The sequence below is a fragment of the Sodalis sp. RH22 genome, assembly GCF_047324165.1.
Taxonomy (GTDB): domain Bacteria; phylum Pseudomonadota; class Gammaproteobacteria; order Enterobacterales; family Enterobacteriaceae; genus Acerihabitans.
Map to the genome: position 1 here is coordinate 2,698,122 of NZ_CP178731.1, position 18,786 is coordinate 2,716,907.

The 18,786-nt window shown below is 57.8% G+C and carries 18 protein-coding genes; 2 read left to right on the forward strand and 16 right to left on the reverse strand.

Going from position 1 to position 18,786, the window contains the following annotated elements:
* The first annotated feature begins 95 nt into the window (after positions 1-95).
* Positions 96-2,660, forward strand: a complete 2,565-nt coding sequence (gene mutS / locus ACL2XN_RS12420; protein ID WP_413730903.1) for a DNA mismatch repair protein MutS — start codon at positions 96-98, stop codon at positions 2,658-2,660.
* Positions 2,661-2,743: 83 nt separating this feature from the next.
* Here the strand turns inward: mutS and rpoS are convergent, their stop codons facing one another.
* The 13 genes from rpoS to cysG form a co-directional block, all read right to left on the reverse strand.
* Positions 2,744-3,733, reverse strand: a complete 990-nt coding sequence (gene rpoS, locus ACL2XN_RS12425; protein ID WP_410016329.1) for an RNA polymerase sigma factor RpoS — start codon at positions 3,731-3,733, stop codon at positions 2,744-2,746.
* 54 nt (positions 3,734-3,787) lie between these two features.
* Positions 3,788-4,972, reverse strand: a complete 1,185-nt coding sequence (gene nlpD / locus ACL2XN_RS12430) for a murein hydrolase activator NlpD (RefSeq protein WP_413730971.1) — start codon at positions 4,970-4,972, stop codon at positions 3,788-3,790.
* 243 nt (positions 4,973-5,215) lie between these two features.
* On the reverse strand, positions 5,216-5,842 hold the full coding sequence (locus tag ACL2XN_RS12435) for a protein-L-isoaspartate(D-aspartate) O-methyltransferase (protein ID WP_410016330.1): 627 nt from the start codon (positions 5,840-5,842) through the stop codon (positions 5,216-5,218).
* Positions 5,836-6,606, reverse strand: a complete 771-nt coding sequence (gene surE / locus ACL2XN_RS12440) for a 5'/3'-nucleotidase SurE (RefSeq protein ID WP_410016331.1) — start codon at positions 6,604-6,606, stop codon at positions 5,836-5,838. The genes ACL2XN_RS12435 and surE overlap by 7 nt, the downstream gene beginning before the upstream one ends.
* 205 nt (positions 6,607-6,811) lie before the next feature.
* On the reverse strand, positions 6,812-7,861 hold the full coding sequence (truD, locus tag ACL2XN_RS12445) for a tRNA pseudouridine(13) synthase TruD (protein WP_413722176.1): 1,050 nt from the start codon (positions 7,859-7,861) through the stop codon (positions 6,812-6,814).
* Positions 7,858-8,334, reverse strand: a complete 477-nt coding sequence (gene ispF, locus ACL2XN_RS12450; RefSeq protein ID WP_410016612.1) for a 2-C-methyl-D-erythritol 2,4-cyclodiphosphate synthase — start codon at positions 8,332-8,334, stop codon at positions 7,858-7,860. Before ispF ends, truD begins: the two co-directional genes overlap by 4 nt.
* Before the next feature lie 30 nt (positions 8,335-8,364).
* On the reverse strand, positions 8,365-9,090 hold the full coding sequence (gene ispD / locus ACL2XN_RS12455; RefSeq protein ID WP_413722175.1) for a 2-C-methyl-D-erythritol 4-phosphate cytidylyltransferase: 726 nt from the start codon (positions 9,088-9,090) through the stop codon (positions 8,365-8,367).
* Complete coding sequence (ftsB, locus tag ACL2XN_RS12460) at positions 9,090-9,407, reverse strand: cell division protein FtsB (protein WP_331122399.1); 318 nt, start codon at positions 9,405-9,407, stop codon at positions 9,090-9,092. The genes ispD and ftsB overlap by 1 nt, the downstream gene beginning before the upstream one ends.
* A gap of 159 nt (positions 9,408-9,566) precedes the next feature.
* Positions 9,567-9,884: a DUF3561 family protein gene (locus ACL2XN_RS12465; protein WP_410016613.1), complete on the reverse strand. Its 318-nt coding sequence runs from the start codon at positions 9,882-9,884 to the stop codon at positions 9,567-9,569.
* Between the two features lie 91 nt (positions 9,885-9,975).
* Positions 9,976-10,605, reverse strand: a complete 630-nt coding sequence (gene cysC / locus ACL2XN_RS12470; RefSeq protein WP_413730904.1) for an adenylyl-sulfate kinase — start codon at positions 10,603-10,605, stop codon at positions 9,976-9,978.
* A gap of 2 nt (positions 10,606-10,607) precedes the next feature.
* Complete coding sequence (gene cysN / locus ACL2XN_RS12475) at positions 10,608-12,035, reverse strand: sulfate adenylyltransferase subunit CysN (protein ID WP_413727117.1); 1,428 nt, start codon at positions 12,033-12,035, stop codon at positions 10,608-10,610.
* 12 nt (positions 12,036-12,047) lie between these two features.
* Complete coding sequence (gene cysD, locus ACL2XN_RS12480) at positions 12,048-12,956, reverse strand: sulfate adenylyltransferase subunit CysD (RefSeq protein ID WP_410016336.1); 909 nt, start codon at positions 12,954-12,956, stop codon at positions 12,048-12,050.
* A gap of 10 nt (positions 12,957-12,966) precedes the next feature.
* On the reverse strand, positions 12,967-14,382 hold the full coding sequence (cysG, locus tag ACL2XN_RS12485) for a siroheme synthase CysG (RefSeq protein WP_413730905.1): 1,416 nt from the start codon (positions 14,380-14,382) through the stop codon (positions 12,967-12,969).
* A 271-nt stretch (positions 14,383-14,653) separates the two neighbouring features.
* Here cysG and ACL2XN_RS12490 point away from each other — a divergent pair, with 271 nt between their 5' ends.
* Complete coding sequence (locus tag ACL2XN_RS12490; RefSeq protein WP_413730906.1) at positions 14,654-15,679, forward strand: aminopeptidase; 1,026 nt, start codon at positions 14,654-14,656, stop codon at positions 15,677-15,679.
* A gap of 306 nt (positions 15,680-15,985) precedes the next feature.
* Here ACL2XN_RS12490 and ACL2XN_RS12495 read toward each other — a convergent pair whose 3' ends face one another.
* The 3 genes from ACL2XN_RS12495 to ACL2XN_RS12505 are packed head-to-tail and all read right to left on the reverse strand — an operon-like array spanning position 15,986 to position 18,730.
* Positions 15,986-16,891 carry a DMT family transporter gene (locus ACL2XN_RS12495; protein ID WP_410016339.1) on the reverse strand — a complete coding sequence of 302 codons (906 nt, stop codon included), beginning with the start codon at positions 16,889-16,891 and terminating at the stop codon, positions 15,986-15,988.
* 1 nt (position 16,892) lies between these two features.
* Positions 16,893-17,861, reverse strand: coding sequence for an N-acetylglucosamine kinase (locus ACL2XN_RS12500; RefSeq protein ID WP_410016340.1), 969 nt, complete (start codon positions 17,859-17,861; stop codon positions 16,893-16,895).
* Positions 17,858-18,730 (reverse strand): tagatose bisphosphate family class II aldolase, encoded by an 873-nt coding sequence (locus ACL2XN_RS12505; protein ID WP_413730907.1) that lies wholly within the window; start codon positions 18,728-18,730, stop codon positions 17,858-17,860. The genes ACL2XN_RS12500 and ACL2XN_RS12505 overlap by 4 nt, the downstream gene beginning before the upstream one ends.
* Positions 18,731-18,786 lie beyond the last annotated feature (56 nt).

Below are 18,786 nucleotides of genomic sequence, written 5' to 3' on the forward strand. Positions count from 1 at the left end.
GATTTCATGAGATCCAATGAGACAAAGTGAAACTCAATGAGAACAACAAATATCACTAACTCTTTAAAATTTAATAAAATGGACATCATAAACTGATGAGTACACTAGAGAATTTCGACGCACACACCCCCATGATGCAGCAGTACCTGCGCCTCAAGGCGCAGCATCCTGACATCTTGCTGTTCTATCGGATGGGCGATTTCTACGAGCTGTTCTTTGACGACGCCCGGCGCGCCTCGCAGCTGATGGATATTTCGCTGACCCGGCGCGGCCAATCCGCCGGCGAACCGATCCCCATGGCCGGGGTGCCTTACCATGCGGTGGAGACCTACCTGGCCAAGCTGGTACAGCTGGGCGAGTCGGTGGCCATTTGCGAGCAAATCGGCGATCCGGCCACCACCAAAGGCCCCGTGGAGCGGAGGGTGGTGCGCATCGTCACGCCGGGAACCCTGAGCGATGAAGCGCTGTTAAACGAACGCCAGGATAATCTGCTGGCGGCCATGTGGCAGGAGGCGTCCGGGTTCGGTTATGCCACCCTTGATCTTAGCTCCGGGCGTTTTCTGGTGTGCGAACCGGCCGATCGCGAGGCCATGGCCGCTGAATTGCAGCGCACCAACCCCGCTGAACTGCTGTTTCCCGAAACATTGCAGGAAATGGGGCTGATTGAGCATCGCCGTGGACTGCGCCGCCGGCCGATCTGGGAGTTTGAGCTCGATACCGCCCGCCAGCAGCTTAATCTGCAGTTCGGCACCCGGGATTTGCATGGCTTCGGCATCGAGCGCGCCAGCGCCGCGCTGCGCGCCGCCGGCTGCCTGCTGCAGTATGTCAAGGACACCCAGCGCACCTCGCTGCCCCATATCCGCGCCATCACGCTTGAACGCCAGCAGGACGGCATCGTGATGGACGCCGCCACGCGCCGCAATCTGGAGTTAACGCAAAACCTTAGCGGCGGGTTTGACAATACCCTGGCGGAAATACTGGATCATACCGTGACGGCGATGGGCAGCCGGATGCTGAAACGCTGGCTGCATATGCCTACCCGCGATACCGCCGTACTGACCCATCGCCAGCAGGCCATCAGCAGCCTGCAGGAGACCTGCGCCGAGCTGCAGCCGCTGCTGCGTCAGGTTGGGGACCTGGAGCGTATCCTGGCGCGCCTGGCGCTGCGCTCGGCACGCCCGCGCGATCTGGCGCGCATGCGCCATGCCTTCCAGCAGTTTCCGGCTATCCATGCGTTGCTGGCGCCGCAGCCGACGGAGCACATTCGCCATCTGCTCGCGCAGGTGGGGCTGTTTGACGAATTAAGGACCTTGCTCGAGCGGGCGGTAGTCGATGCGCCGCCGGTGCTGGTGCGCGACGGCGGCGTGATTGCGCCGGGTTATCATGAGGAACTGGATGAATGGCGGGCGCTGGCCGACGGCGCCACCGATTATCTCGACCGCCTGGAAATCCGCGAGCGCGAAAAAACCGGCCTTGAGACCCTGAAAGTCGGCTTTAACGCTGTGCACGGCTATTATATCCAGCTCAGCCGGGGACAAAGCCATCAGGCGCCGATGCACTATGTCCGCCGCCAGACGCTGAAAAACGCCGAACGCTATATTATTCCGGAACTCAAAGAGTACGAGGACAAGGTGCTGACCTCCAAAGGTAAAGCGCTGGCGTTGGAAAAGGCGCTCTATGATCAGTTATTTGATCTGCTATTGCCCCATCTCGGCCCCTTGCAGCAATGCGCGGCGGCGCTGTCCGAGCTGGACGTGCTCAGCAACCTGGCCGAACGGGCCGAAACGCTGAATTATGTGTGTCCGACGCTCACCGACCAGCCGGGGATCCGGATTTCGGCGGGACGCCACCCGGTGGTGGAGCGGGTGTTAAGCGAGCCGTTTATCGCCAATCCGCTCGCGCTGTCCGCCCAGCGGCGCATGCTGATCATTACCGGCCCGAACATGGGCGGCAAAAGCACCTATATGCGGCAAAATGCGCTGATCGTGCTGATGGCTTATATCGGCAGCTTTGTCCCCGCCGCACAGGCGGTAATAGGACCGGTGGATCGTATTTTTACCCGGGTGGGAGCGGCGGACGATCTGGCCTCCGGACGATCCACTTTTATGGTGGAAATGACCGAGACGGCCAATATCCTGCACAACGCCACGCCGCAAAGCCTGGTGCTGATGGACGAAATCGGCCGCGGCACCTCCACCTATGACGGTTTATCGCTGGCCTGGGCCTGCGCTGAGAGCCTGGCCGGGCGGATTAAAGCCATGACCTTGTTCGCCACCCACTATTTTGAACTGACCACCCTGCCGGAAAAGATGGAGGGGGTGGTGAATGTCCACCTGGACGCGCTTGAACAAGGCGAGACCATTGCTTTTATGCATACCGTGCAGGATGGCGCCGCCAGCAAGAGCTATGGACTGTCGGTGGCGGCGCTGGCCGGAGTGCCGCGCGAGGTGATTAAACGGGCGCGGCAAAAACTGAAGGAACTGGAAAACCTGTCCACCAGCGCCACGGCCAGCAAGGTGGACGGTTCGCAGCTGTCGCTGCTGGCGCCGGTGGAGGAAGAAACGCCGCCGGCGGTTGCCGCGCTTGAGGGGATTGATCCGGATACGCTGACGCCCAGGGCGGCGCTGGAGTGGATTTATCGCCTGAAGGGAATGCTTTAGGTCCACCGCGGTCCGCAGGGGTTACCATAAAACAAAAAAAAACGGTGAAGGTTTACCCTTCACCGTTTTTTATTTCCGGGCGGTTATTCCCGGAACAGAGCCTCAAGGTTCAGCCCCTGCCCTTGCAGGATTTCACGCAGGCGGCGCAGACCTTCAACCTGGATCTGGCGGACGCGTTCACGCGTCAATCCGATCTCACGGCCTACATCCTCAAGCGTGGCGGCTTCATACCCTAACAAGCCAAAACGCCGGGCCAGCACTTCACGCTGCTTGGCGTTCAGTTCAAATAACCACTTAACGATACTTTGCTTCATATCATCGTCTTGCGTGGTATCTTCCGGCCCGCTGTCTTTGTCATCGGACAAAATGTCCAACAGGGCTTTTTCAGAATCCCCGCCGAGCGGAGTATCCACTGAAGTAATACGTTCGTTAAGGCGCAGCATACGGCTGACGTCATCGACCGGTTTATCAAGCTGCTCGGCAATTTCCTCCGCGCTTGGCTCATGGTCGAGCTTGTGGGACAACTCCCTGGCGGTGCGTAAATAGACATTCAATTCTTTTACGATATGGATCGGCAGACGTATGGTACGGGTTTGATTCATGATCGCCCGTTCAATGGTCTGGCGGATCCACCAGGTAGCGTATGTGGAGAAACGGAACCCTCTTTCCGGGTCAAATTTCTCTACCGCGCGGATAAGACCCAGGTTACCTTCCTCGATCAAATCCAGCAGCGCCAGTCCGCGGTTGCCATAACGGCGGGCGATTTTAACCACCAGCCGCAGGTTGCTTTCAATCATACGGCGTCGTGAGGCAACATCACCCCGAAGCGCACGCCGGGCAAAATACACTTCTTCTTCAGCTGTAAGCAATGGGGAGTATCCGATCTCACCCAAATAGAGTTGCGTGGCATCCAGCACACGTTGGCTGGCCGCCTGAGACAGCAACTCTTCTTCCGCCAAATCATTATCAGCGGGCTCATCGATTAACGCTTTCTCGTCAAATGTTTCGGCTCCGTTCTCGTCGAATTCGGCTTCTTCATGTAACTCGGTTACTTTCAGCGTGTTTTCGCTCATTCTATGGCTCCTACCCGTGATCCCAGGACAGAATATCTGGATATTCCGACCAATTTATCGCTGCGGGAGATAACGCAGCGGGTTTACGGATTTCCCCTTGTAACGAATTTCAAAATGCAATCTAACCGAGCTGGTACCCGTGCTACCCATGGTAGCGATTTTCTGCCCGGCGCTCACTTCTTGTTGTTCCCGTACCAGCATCGTGTCGTTATGGGCATAGGCGCTCAGGTAATCATCATTATGTTTGATGATTATCAGATTACCGTACCCTCGCAAAGCGTTACCGGCATAGACGACTCGTCCGCCGGAGGTGGCCAGGATGGATTGTCCGCGTGAACCGGAAATATCGATACCCTTATTGCCGCCTTCCGCAGCGGAGAAGTTATCAATAATCTTTCCGTCCGTCGGCCAACGCCAACCGGTTATCGCCGTACTGCCGCCCGACATCATAGTGCCGGACGTTGAAGCGGGTGCGGTAACAGGGGCGGTTGTTGCAACAACTGCTCCCGATGTGGGTAACATTTTGCCGCCGTTAGATGGCAACATTTTCCCTACATTCTGTTTACCTGAATTTTCAGAATACTCATTGTTTGCTTGAGAATCAATACCCGAGCTCATCATTTTCGTATTCGTAGCGGCATTTGGAGCGACAGTGGCGCCTGAAGCCACGGTAGCGCTGCTATGATTTGCCAGCATGCCTCCGCCGCTTACTTCGCCGCCTGCCACGGTTCCGCTCCCGGTTAGGGGTGCCGTTCCGTTACCCACTTGTAAGGTTTGACCTACATTCAATCCATAAGGTTCCGGAATATTATTCCTTTTTGCCAAATCACGATAGTCATTCCCGGTAATCCAAGCGATATAAAACAATGTATCACCGCGCTTGACCTGATAGGTAGTACCGCCATAGGAACCTTTTGGAATAGAGGTGTAGCTGCGGTTATAAACAATATTACCTTCAGACGATTGGTTAACGGCACTTACGCTTCCAACCACGTTCGGCTGGGCTGGCTGTACCGGCTGTACCGGTTGCAGCTGCCGCGTAGGCAGCGGTTGCGATGGCTGCTGTTGCAGCCGTGGTCTCTGGACGGGGGCGGATGTCGTCATACCGCTGTTATTATCGCCGCCCACGCTACTGATTGGTGCCGCTGTCTCATCACTGGCGCAACCCGCCAACCATAAACTTGCCATTGAACATACCGCAACGCGGCGCCAATAGCATTTCGGGCTTCCCATGCTCATCTCTCCCCTATGGCAGCAAAGCCAATCATCGTTCCAAACATGCCAGACATTATCGTTATACATCCTATTTTCTCTCATTACTTCATGAATGAGAGTATTTTCAGCTATTTCCGAAAAGTTAATTTTATGCTGTTAATGCTAGCAACATCCGGGGGAAGGTGCCATAAAACAGTTGTATAGAAATATCAGGTGGCATCGCGCGGGCGTATGGGAGTGATGAAGGGGTAAAAAACATGCTGCCGATTATGCCAGTTCTCCCCTGATCAGGGGTACAAAACGCACCGCTTCGACGGTTTCCACCCTAAACTCGCCATCCTGGCGCGTGACGGTGGTCAAATCCTGGGTATCCTCGCCGACCGGCAATACCATAATGCCGCCTTCATCCAATTGGGCCATCAGCGCCGAGGGTATCTCCGGCGGCGCGGCGGTGACGATAATGGCATCGAAAGGACCGCGCGACGGCCAGCCCAGCCAACCGTCGCCATGGCGGGTGGACACATTATGCAAATCCAGCTGCTTGAGGCGGCGTTTGGCCTGCCACTGCAGTTTCTTGATGCGCTCGACGGAACAGACATGCTGCACCAGGTGCGCGAGAATCGCTGTCTGGTAGCCGGAGCCGGTGCCGATTTCCAGCACGCGCGATGTCGGCTGGAGCCTGAGCAGCTCCGTCATGCGCGCCACGATATAGGGTTGGGAAATGGTCTGGCCCGAGCCGATGGGCAAGGCGGTATTGTCGTATGCCTTATGTTCGAAAGCTTCGTCGATAAATCGCTCGCGCGGTACCGATTCGATGGCTTGCAACAGCCGTTCATCTCTTATTCCCTGCTGGCGAAGCTGTTCGAGCAGGGCCTGGGTGCGACGGTTTACCATGTCCAACTGACCTCCGCATTGGCCAACCACGACGTGAGTACCGATTGAGCGGAATAGGCGGTTAAATCCACCTGCAATGGCGTAATGGAAACATACCCCTGCTCAATGGCGGCAAAATCAGTATCGGGCCCTTTGTCGAACGTTTCACCGGGCGGGCCGATCCAGAATATTTCACGGCCGCGCGGGTCCAGCTGCCGGATGGCATGGGCGGCGGGATGCCGGCTGCCGCAACGGGTGACCTTGATACCCTTGATGGCAGACATTGGCAGGTCGGGGACATTGACGTTCAGGATCCTGCCGGTACGCAGCGGCTCAAGGGTCAAGGCCCGGATAAGCCTGCAGGCAATGACCGCGGCGGTATCATAAAAGGTATCGCCGTTTAGTGAAATAGCCAGCGCCGGGAAGCCGAGGTGCCGTCCTTCCATGGCCGCGGCCACCGTGCCGGAATAAATAACGTCGTCCCCCAGGTTGGGACCGGTGTTAATGCCGGACACCACGATATCGGGACCGGGGCGCATCAGGGCGGTGACGCCGAGATAGACGCAGTCGGTGGGCGTGCCGGATTGCACCGCGATATCACCGTTGCCCTCTTTCAGCGCCCGCAGCGGCCGGTCGAGGGTCAGCGAGTTCGACGCTCCGCTGCGGTTGCGATCGGGCGCCACGATTTGCACGCTGTCCACATCGGCAGACTGGCGCAGGGCGGCCGCCAGCGCTTGGATGCCGGGCGCATGAATGCCATCATCATTACTTAATAGTATGCGCATATCATTATTAGCTTTATTAATTATTGATTGTTTTTAACGCGCCGCCCACCCATTGGGCAAAATCGGCCTGCGCATCAAAACGAACGGCAGCGATGCAGGCCGGGAATAACCGTAATAATGGCATGAAACGCTACGGCGGTGAAGCCTGCCGTGCCGGCCGGTCCGCAAAATACCCGTGGCCGGGATGGCCCCGGGCAACGGGGGCTTACAGGACAACGTCCGCCGGCGCGTCGAGCAGTTCGCGGATAACGCTGGTGGCGAAGCTGCCCGCCGGCAGGGCGAACGACAACGCAAGCGTGGCGTCGTCGCGCCAGTGCCAACGCATATCGGCGGGCCTGAGCATCAGGGCGCGGCGCGCCGGTTCCAGCCGTTCCCGGGCCAATAATCCGAGTAATTCCGGCTGGCCGGACAGGCACTGCTGTTCAAACGCCAGCGCCTCGCGCTCGCTGCCCGGCAAACCGTCCCCGGGCAGCGGCGCGGTCAGGCTCAGTTCGCCGCTGGCCACGCGCGCGGGGGCGTCCGGCATATCCTCATCGGTGGCGACAAACCAACTGCCCCGGCCGGTAAGCTGCAGGGCGTCGCCGGCCAGCACCTGCCGGCGGCCAAGACGCTCGAGACGCTGGCTGGCCACCAGATTGAACAGCGCGCTGCGGGCGCTTGAGAGGTAGAAACTGCGTTTGCCGCGTTCCTTGACCTTGATTTCGCCACGCGCCCAGCGCAGCGCCCGATCGAGATTGTTGCCCTGATGGCCGAAACGCTGGCTGCCGAAATAGTTGGGCACGCCTTCGCGGGCAATGATATTCAGGCGATCTTCCACGGCGTCCCGATCGCTTATCTCACGCAATACCAAGTCAAAGGCATTACCTTTCAATGTGCCGATGCGCAGCTTGCGGCCATGGCGCGTACTGCGCACCACCTCACACCCCTCAAGACTGAAGGCGGAGAAATCCGGGGTTTCCTTGCCCGGCAGATGGAGGCAGAACCACTGTTCGGTCACCGCATGGCGATCCTTGAGCCCGGCATAACTTACCGACCGGGCGGGGATGGCGGCGAATTTGGCCAGCTCTTCGGCGACGAATACCGTATTGGCGCCGCTTTTACGCAACCGTACCAGCACGTGCTCGCCCGCGCCGTCAGGCTCGAACCCGAGATCTTCCAGCACCTGGAAATCCGCGGGCTGCGCCTTGATGATACCGGTAGCTTCGGGCTTGCCGTGCAGCCAGAATAAATTCAGGGGGTTGAGGTCGGCGATCATGCGTCTTTTAGCAGCAACGCCACCGCCTCGCAGGCGATGCCTTCGCCGCGCCCGGTAAAACCCAACTGTTCGGTGGTGGTGGCCTTGACGTTGACATCATCCATATGGCACGCCAGATCTTCCGCCAGATGAATCCGCATTTGCGGAATATGCGGGGCCATCTTCGGCGCCTGGGCGATAATGGTGATATCGATATTGCCCAAGAGGTAGCCTTTTTCCCGTATGCGCCGCCAGGCTTCGCGCAGCAGCGCGCGGCTGTCCGCGCCCTTGTAAGCCGCATCGGTATCCGGAAACAGCTTGCCGATATCGCCGAGCGCGGCGGCGCCGAGCAGCGCGTCGGTCACCGCATGCAGCGCCACGTCGCCGTCGGAGTGGGCGAGCAGTCCCTGGGTGTAGGGAATACGCACGCCGCCGATAATCAACGGGCCTTCGCCGCCGAACTTGTGGACATCAAAACCATGACCGATACGGATACGTTTCACCGGCTCTCCTTATTATTATGCTTATGCAATGGCGCTGTTTTGCAATTGGGTCAAATAGAATGCTGCCAGGGCTAAATCCTCCGGGCAGGTGACTTTAATATTATCCGCGCGGCCCGCCACCAGCAGCGGCCGGTAGCCGCAGTGCTCCAGCGCCGAGGCTTCGTCGGTAACGCGCGCGCCGTCCGCCAGCGCCCGGGCCAGGCAGGATTCCAGCAGGGCCAGGGGGAAAAGTTGGGGGGTCATGGCATGCCAGAGATGGTTGCGATCCACCGTATGGTCGATGGCATCGCCGCCGGCCCGCTTCATGGTATCGCGCACCGGCGTCGCCAGGATGCCGCCGATGGCGGTATGGGCGGTGATCGCCAGCAGGCGGGCCAGGTCGTCCTGATGCAGGCAGGGACGCGCGGCGTCATGCACCAGTACCCATTTTTCGTCGCCCGCCCGCCCGCGCGCCGCGCGCAGGCCCGCCATCACTGAATCGGCGCGCTCCCGCCCGCCGATAACATGGCTGACGCGCGCGTCGCGGCCGATGGGCAGGGAGGCGAAATAAGGGTCATCCGCACTGATGGCGACAATAACATGGCGCACGCAGGACTGGCGCAGCAGCGCGTCGATGGCATGCTCCAGCAGGGTTTTACCACCAATGGCGAGGTATTGCTTGGGACAATCCGTGCCCATGCGGCTGCCGATGCCGGCGGCCGGCAGAATAGCAATGGTTGCGGGGAATGCCCCGGCCGACGTGGTCATTATTGATTGTCTTGTGAAGCAGGCGCCGCCGTCCGACGTTTAGACTGATCCGGCACCAGGCGATAGAAACTCTCTCCCGGCTTAATCATGCCGAGTTCATTGCGTGATCGTTCCTCAATGGCTTCTTGTCCATCGTTGAGATCATCGATTTCCGCGAATAATTGATCGTTGCGCGCTTTAAGCTTTGCATTACCGGCCTGTTGGACCGACACGTCGTCCTCGACCCGGACTAAATCGTGCACGCCATTTTTACCCAGCCACAAGGAATATTGCAGCCAGCCAAGCAATACCAGTAATAACAGCGTAAGTTTTCCCATCCCCGCCCCCTAAAAGACAGCCCAATCATCCCATAACTTGGGCCAGGACTCCACACCGGGCGCCAAAATGACGGGGAAAAGACGCTGAAGCTGCTTTTTTACGCGCATTTCCAATGCTTTTTTACGGTTTGTTACCCGTCGTAACCCCATTCTTACGCTTTACCAGCCGGTGAGCGCGGTGAACACCAGCCAGAACAGGCAAAAAACCGCCAGGCCGGTGCAGGCGATCATCAGGATCAGCCGGCCGGTCAGCAGAACGCTGAACACCAGGCCGATCAGCACCGATACCGGGATTAACGCCAGGAAAAAAGGCCAGGTGTAGAGCAGGAAGAATAGCGCATTGGCGCCATAGGTAAGAATGGGAATGGCGAAGGCCAGCCAGTAGAAGATAAACCCCGCCATCGCCCCCCAAAAGCCATAAGCGGGCTCTTCGGCGGCGCGTTCGGCTACCGGGGCGGGGATAACCTTGGCCGGCATGACGCGCTTGGTCTGGGTGACGTTCAGCATACCTCTCACTTCCTGGGCTGGTGGTAACGCGGCCGGACGGCCGGTATACCGATGCGGCTTCTCAGGAACTGATGATAACGCGGCCACGCAGCAGGTCTAACAATTGCCCGGTCAAATGTGTTACCAATTGTTGGCCGTCAAGATGAATTTCCGCCTGCTCGGGAGCCTCGTAAACCGCGTCGATGCCGGTAAAATTAGGCAACCGCCCCGCGCGGGCTTTTTTATACAGGCCTTTGGGATCGCGGGCTTCACAAATGTCCAGCGGCGTGTCCACATACACTTCGATAAAGCGTCCGGCGGGCAGCAGATCGCGCACCATCCGGCGCTCTGCGCGATGCGGGGAAATAAAGGCGGTCAGCACCACCAGTCCGGCATCCACCATCAGGCGGGCGACTTCACCCACCCGGCGGATATTTTCCCGGCGATCCGTTTCGCTGAACCCCAAATCGCTGCATAAACCATGGCGCACGTTATCGCCGTCCAGCAGGTAGGTGCTGATGCCCAGCGGATGCAGAGCCTGTTCAAGGGCGCCCGCCAGGGTGGATTTGCCCGAGCCGGAAAGGCCGGTAAACCAGACCACCGTTCCCTGATGCCGGTGCAACTGTTCGCGATCCTCCCGGGTTATCGGGTGTTCGTGCCAGACAATATTGCTGTCGGGCGCCGCGGGGTATGGGGTATGCCGATGGGCCATGGTTATTTACCACCCAGCAAATCACGCGCGCCCCAGTGCGGGAAGTGGCGGCGCACCAGCGCGTTTAATTCCAGCTCGAATTCGCTGTGGCGCTGGGGCTCGGTAAAGACCTCCGCCAAGGGTTCGCGCACCATGCCCGCGCCGACGGTCACGTTGCTCAGGCGGTCGATAAAAATCATGCCGCCGGTCACGGCGTTATGCGGGTATTTATCCACCGCCATCGGCTCGTCGAACGCCAGCTCCACCAGACCGATGCCATTGAGCGGCAGGCTGTCGACCACGCGCTGGGTCAGGCTGTTGATCTCCACCTGATACTGGATATTTTCTATCCGGGCGCGGGTCTTTTTACCGCCGATTTTAATGTCGAAGCTTTGGCCGGCCACCAGCGGGTTGTCGGTCATCCAGACCACATCCACCAGGGCGTTGCGCACCGGGCGCAGCGTTTCAGCGCCATCCACCACCAGATCGCCCCGGCTGATATCGATTTCATCCGCCAGGACCAGCGTCACCGCCTCGCCTGCCCAGGCTTCGGCCACGTCGCCGTCGAAGGTCACGATACGGGCGATGGAGGACGTGACGCCCGAAGGCAGCACTTTTATCTGCTGCCCCACCCGCAGCACGCCCGCCGCCACGGTACCGGCGTAACCACGGAAATCCAGGTTGGGCCGGTTAACGTACTGCACGGGAAAACGCATCGGCTGCTGTTCATTAAGATTGATGACTTCGACCGTTTCCAGCACCTGCAGCAGCGTCGGGCCGTTATACCAGGGCATGGCGACGCTGGGCGTGACGACGTTATCGCCGTCAAGGGCGGAAATCGGCACAAACGTAATGCTCAGATCCACCGGCAGTTCCTCGGCGAAGTGCAGGTAATCCTGCTTGAACTGTTCAAAGACAGTCTGCCGGTAGTCCACCAAATCCATCTTGTTGACCGCCACCACCAGATGACGAATGCCCAGCAGCGTACTGATAAAACTATGGCGGCGGGTCTGGTCCAGCACGCCTTTGCGCGCGTCGATTAACAGGATCGCCAGATCGCAGGTGGACGCGCCGGTGGCCATGTTGCGCGTGTACTGTTCATGCCCCGGCGTATCGGCAATAATGAATTTACGCTTTTCCGTGGAGAAATAGCGGTAAGCCACGTCAATGGTGATGCCCTGCTCCCGCTCCGCCTGCAGGCCGTCCACCAGCAGCGCGAGGTCCAGCTTCTCGCCCTGGGTGCCCAGGCGCTTGCTGTCGGAGTGCAGCGTAGTCAGCTGATCTTCATAAATTTGACGGGTATCGTGCAGCAGGCGGCCAATCAGGGTGCTTTTGCCGTCGTCCACGCTGCCGCAGGTGAGAAAGCGCAGCAGGCTTTTATACTGTTGCGCATGCAGGTAGGCTTCCACGCCGCCCTGTTCGGCGATCTGTTTAGCTATGGTCGTGTTCATGTCGATCGCTCCTTAAAAATAACCCTGACGCTTTTTCAGTTCCATCGATCCGGACTGATCGCGGTCGATAACCCGGCCCTGCCTTTCGCTGGTGGTGGACACCAGCATTTCCTCGATAATCTCGGGCAGGGTCTGCGCCGTGGAATCCACCGCGCCGGTAAGCGGCCAGCAGCCAAGGGTGCGAAACCGCACCATGCGCTGGCTGATCACTTCTCCCGGCTGCAGATCGATACGGTCGTCATCCACCATCAGCAGCATGCCGTCGCGCTCCAGCACCGGGCGCGGCTTGGCGAGGTAAAGCGGCACAATTTCTATGTTTTCCAGGTAGATATATTGCCAGATATCCAGCTCGGTCCAGTTGGACAACGGGAAGACGCGGATGCTTTCGCCTTTGTTGATCTGGCCGTTATAGTTATGCCACAGCTCCGGCCGCTGGTTTTTCGGGTCCCAGCGGTGCAACCGATCGCGAAAGGAGTAGATGCGCTCCTTGGCGCGGGACTTTTCCTCGTCGCGCCGGGCGCCGCCGAACGCGGCGTCGAAACCGTATTTATTCAGCGCCTGCTTAAGGCCTTCGGTTTTCATGATATCGGTATGTTTGGCGCTGCCGTGGATAAAGGGATTAATGCCCATCGCCACCCCGTCCGGATTACGGTGCACCAGCAGCTCGAAGCCATAGGCCTTGGCGGTGCGATCGCGAAATTCATACATTTCGCGGAATTTCCAGCCGGTATCCACATGCAGCAGCGGAAACGGCAGCGTGCCCGGGAAAAACGCCTTGCGGGCCAGATGCAGCATCACCGAGGAATCCTTGCCGATGGAGTACATCATGACCGGATTGGCGAATTCGGCCGCCACCTCGCGGATAATATGGATGCTTTCCGCCTCCAGTTGCCGCAAATGAGTATGTCGTTGTTGATCCATTTTTACATCCTTAAGCCAGGTTAACCAACGTCGCGCGCTGTTGCGCCGCCGATTGTTGGACGCCAAACCAGGCGATTTCATCATGAAGGGTGACAACTTCGCCGATGACCAGCAAAGCCGGGGTGGACGCCTGTTGCGCCAGGGTGTCGAGTTGTCCCAGGGTACCGGTCAGCACCTGCTGGGAGGCCAGGGTGCCGTGGCTTATCACCGCCACCGGCGTCAAGGGCGAACGGCCGTGCAGGATAAGCTGCCGGCTGATGTCCCCTGCTTTCATCAATCCCATATAGATAGCCAGGGTCTGGCGGCCCGCCGCCAGCGCCGGCCAATCGAGATCGCCGCCGCCGCGGCGCGCGTGGCCGGTAATAAAGGTCACGCTTTGCGCATGGTCGCGGTGGGTGAGAGGAATGCCGGCGTAGGCGGTGGCGCCCGCGGCGGCGGTGACCCCCGGCACCACCTGGAAAGGGATGCCGGCGGCGGCCACCGCCTGTAGCTCTTCGCCGCCGCGCCCGAAGATAAACGGATCCCCGCCTTTCAGGCGTACCACGCGTTTGCCCTGCCGCGCGTGTTCGACCAGTTGCCGGTTAATCTCTTCCTGCGGCATGCAAAAGTCGCCGGCGCGTTTACCGACGCAAATCAGCTCGGCATCCCGCCGCACCAGTTCCAGCACCTCGGCGCTGACCAGGTAATCGTGGAGCACCACGTCCGCCTGCTGCATCAGTTGCAGGGCGCGCAGCGTCAACAGGCCCGCGTCGCCCGGGCCGGCGCCCACCAGTGCCACGTCGCCGGCCTGTCCGGCCGGCGCGTCAAGCTCCCGCTCCAGCGCCGCCTGGGCGTCGTCATGCCGCCCCTGCGCCGCCAGGCCGGCGAAACGCCCGTTAAACGCCCGCTCCCAAAAACGCCGCCGCGCGTCCATGGCCGGAAAATGCTGTTTTACCCGCTCGCGAAAAGCGCCGGCCATCTCCGCCATCGGGCCAAGAAAGGCCGGCAGCAGGGATTCCAGTTTTTCGCGCAGTATGCGCGCCAGCACCGGCGCCTTTCCCCCGGAGGAAATCGCCACCATGATGGGCGAACGATCGACGATGGAGGGGAAGATAAACGAACACTGGGGCTGATCGTCCACCACATTGACCAGGATATGCCGCTGGTCGGCGGCGGCATAAACCTCGGCGTTCAGCGCCCGATCGTTGGTGGCGGCGATCACCAGGAACACGCCGTCCAGCATGTCGGCGGCAAAACTCTCCCCGAGCCATTGGAGATAGCCCGCTTGCGCCTGACGACCGAGATCGGGGGAAAGCCGGCGCGCAACCACCCTGACCTGTGCGCCGGCGCGCTGCAGTAGCAGGATCTTGCGTGCGGCAACCTCGCCCCCGCCGACCACCAGTACCGGACGCTGCCTGAGATCGGCAAAAAGAGGTAAATAATCCACAGCTACCTTTTATGATTTGGCTTAGCAATAATGTGACTATACGTCTTGCGATTAGGTTCTATGAAATAGTTAATTGGAATTACAATTGCTTTAATGGAATAACGGCGCCTTTCATGCGCGCGCGCCAAGAGGATTGCGGGCAACGAATCGTGCGATCAGCCGGTCGCGGCCATGGGTACAAATTGTATTGCCCGCGGGGCGGTACCATACTATAGCGCTGGGTTGAGCGGCGAAAACCGATGCCGTTCCCGTCTATTAAGGATACTGTTTTATGTTTCACCCCGGTCGCAGCAAGCGCGCCCGTTTAACGCTGTGCCTCGGCGCCCTGCTGGCGTTTTCCGCCCCCGCCGCCGCCTTCACTCCAAGCCAATACGCGCAAGAGCAGATTCGTTATATCGCTACCTATTTTCCCGGCCGCATGGCGGGCAGCCCGGCGGAACTGATGGCGGCGGATTATCTTCAGCGTCGGTTCACCGAGCTGGGCTTCCACAGCGATCTGCGCGCCTTCAATACCCGTTATCTGTTCCACGGCAGCGCCGGCAAAGCCGACTGGCGCAGAATTACCGCCACCTCGGTTATCGCCGCCCGTGCCGGCGCGGCGCCCGGCGAAGTGCTGATAGTGGCCCACGCCGATACCTTTATGCCGCGCAGCGATAAGGACCTGAATGACAATTTGGGCGGCCTGACGCTACAGGGGGTAGACGATAACGCGTCCGGCCTCGGCGTGATGCTGGGTCTGGCGCAGCAGTTGGGGCGCGGCACGTTGGCGGTGGGCGTGCGTTTTGTGGCGCTCAGCGCCGGGGAGCCGGAAACCCTGGGCGTGGATGATTATCTGCAACGCATGTCCGCGCAGGAAAAACGCAATACGCTGCTGGTGATCAACCTCGACAGCCTGGTGGCCGGCGAAAAGCTGCGGGTCAATTACAGCCCGGACAGCGGCGACGCCCGCCTGCAGGAACTGGTTAAAAACCTGGGCGCCCAGGCGCGCCAGGCGGGTATCCCGCTGATCTTAAGCCCCGGCATCAGGACCTCGGCCGCTTGCGCCAGCGACGCGCTGCCGTTTGCCAAGGCGGGATTCTCGGTGCTGGATGTGGGCTCGGGCACAAACGGCGACAGTTGCCTGCAGCGCAAGCCCAGTCGTAACTTTCCCCAGGGAATGGCGCGTTACCAGAGCCAGCGCGATAATATCCAGTATCTTGATACCCACCTGACCGGACAAATCGGTAAACGCGCGCGCGACAGCATGAAACTGTTGTGGCCGCTGTTGCAAGGACTGACGCAGGGGGCTAAATCCTAGCCCGATGGAAATAAGGAGCATGCGGTAAGAAAACCGCATGCCGGTATCACAGCGAGGTGAGGCCCATACCCGGGCCGCCATAATTCAATACAGTTCTATGGCGGGAATTACAGCGAAAGCAAATTATAATTAATGACAGTAACCAACCATAAGAATAGGTTCAATTACCCTAAAGCGCATAATAATAAAGTAAAACGGCTGATTTTAAACAGTTACCCTTTGCATATATCAGATCTGAGTGGCAACGGAGATAATCGGTATCAATACTGTCCGCAAATTAATAATAAAATGAAACCATGCTTTTTATTAAAGCGTGGGCTGTATTGTCGCGGTACTGCTTTTCTCCTCAGAATAAACCATAATAGTGGAACCTGTAATGGCTAGAATAATGCCTATCAATGCGTAAGCGGTTGGCAGGGTTTGGTACAATAATAATGATATTACCGCCGTAAGGACCGGGGCCAGCGCATTGGTGCAAGGCGCCACGATGATAGCCTTCCCCCTGGACAATGCCATCACCAGGAATAAGGCGCCGACGGCATTCAATACCTGGGTGGCGGCGGTAATAAGATAGGCGGCCGCCGGATAACTGCCGCTTTTATCAGGAATCATGGCATAGGCGATGGGCGCCAGGATCAGGCCCGTTAGCGTCATATAAAAGAAGATAGCGCTATCCTCAATGTGATTGTTGGACGCCCTTTTCATAAAAAACGCTTGCAACCCCCACGCCAGGCAAATAATAACTGAAAACACCAGCCACAATGAGCCGCTTACTGTCGTACCGTCGCCCTGGCTTATGCTGAAGGCGAGTATCGACAATAGCGCCAGGATAATACCGATAGTACCGAGAAAATTAATTCTTTCTTTCAACAGCACCAGCGACATTATCACCGTGATTGCGGGCGAAATCGAGATAATGGGGAATACCAGATAAGCCGGAGCACCCATGCCGAGGGTTTTAAACAGCAATAACTGCCCGCCCGCACCGGTAAACCCGATCGCCAGCCCATAAAGTACCGCCTGCGGGGAAAAATCAATCTTTTTTCCTTTTAGCGTAAAGTAGCATGGGATAAGCATGGTAATTGACCATATGATATAAACCCATTGATCAGGAAAACTGTATTTTTGGGTCGGATATGCGCTCACGCCGCCCCACACACCCCAGGTTAATACCACCATCAAGGTATAGATTATCCACGAGTTGCTTTTCATTTTATTCTCCAATTTTAAGCTTATTGAGAACAGCGTTCGCCAGGGGATTACCGCTTATCTTTGCGGCATAAATAGCGGCCCCCATAGAGGGATTATATTTTGGTTGGCATACTAAATAGCTACCGCTGAGATTTGCCAGCTCATGCATAAAAGGATCAAGGATGATATCCCCGCAGTTAAAAACACCGCCGGTAAACGAAACCAGGGTGGTCTCATCGGGTGAGTACGCCAGATCTTTGCGCACCGAATCCACCATCATGGCGAGTTCACGGGCTGCGGTACAAAAAAGTTTATAGCTTTCTTTATCGCCCTCGACCGCCGCTTCATAGGCGACCCTGGCAACCGACGCGATTTTTGTCCGGTCTCCTTGCCATTTATTAAACACCAGATCATTGATATCAAGATCAACATCAATGTGGTATTTGCTTTTAATCAGATCATAGAGAATATCCATTTTCAGCCGATGATCGGACATTTTTGAAAACAAATTGAGGGCATTACAGCCGATCCAATAGGCGCTGCCCTCATCGCTGAACAGCTCCCCCCAACCGCCGCAGCGGGAGGTTTTTCCATTATGCTCGCCATAGGCGATCGAGCCCGTGCCGGAAACGATATTGATGCCGTCCCGGCAGCCAAGGCTTGCCGCCCAGCCGCAAACCATATCGTTATCGCAGCGATATTTTTCCGGGCTAAGCAACACGGCGGGAATCTGATCCAGAAAAGGCACATCCGCCGAGACTTCGCCGTAGGCCGGCAGGCCGAAAAAAGAATAATCAATCATGTCCGGCGCGATCTCGGCGCGCCGGCAGACTTCCGCGATACCGTTGACGATAATGGTTTTGCTGTTTTCGCGGCCGACGTTTAAATAGTAGCAAGTGGAAGCTTCATGCTGCGCCAATATCTCGCCATCCGAGTTTATCAGCACGAAGGCTGTTTTGGTGCCTCCCCCATCAACCCCGAGAAAGATCATGATTCACTCCCGATAGCCAATTTTCCGGCAGAACCGCAAATGCGGATTTTACTGTAAACCACCTCTTTCATGGCATCCATGCCTTCCCGCATGTAAAAGCGGGGATCGTTCGCCTGCGGATTCGCGGCGAAGTATTTTTTTACCGCGCCGGCAAAGGCAATTTTCAATTCAGTCCCGACATTCACTTTGCAGATACCCAGCTTGACGGCGCGGATAATATAGTCATCGGGCACATCGCTGCCGCCGTGTAATACCAGCGGGATGTCAATCCTGCCGTTGATGATGGCCAGCCGCTCAAAATCTATTTTCGGCGTGTCTTTATACAGACCGTGCGCCGTGCCGATAGCGATGGCCAGGCTGTCGATGCCGGTAAGATTAACAAAGTCCACCGCCTCATCCGGGTCGGTAAGAAAGCTCGCGCCGACGCTGACGTTTTTATCATCTTCAATGCCGCCCAGCCTGCCCAGCTCCGCTTCCACGCTACAGTCATATTTATGGCAAAACGTCGTCACCTCCTTCACCAAGGCGACATTGTCGGCAAAATTCAAATGACTGGCGTCAATCATTGCGCTGCGGGCGCCGGCAAAAACTTTATCGCGGATATCGCTAAGGGCCTCATGATGATCCAGATGCAGCGCGATGGGGATATCAAAGGTACCGGCAAAGGATTGGCAAAGGGCGTGCAAATCCTTAAAAGAGATATGTCTGAAGGTACTGGGCGTGCCGGCCAGGATCACCGGCGATTGACGTTCGTGACAGGCCTCGAGCACCGCCTGTATCGTTTCGGCATTATGGATATTAAACGCGGGCACGGCAAAATTCTCAGTTTTTGCCCGTGCCAATAAATATTTTGTGGATACCATACGCATGATTTATACCCTGATTAACGACATTATCTGTCATGTGCTGTATTATTCGGTCACCG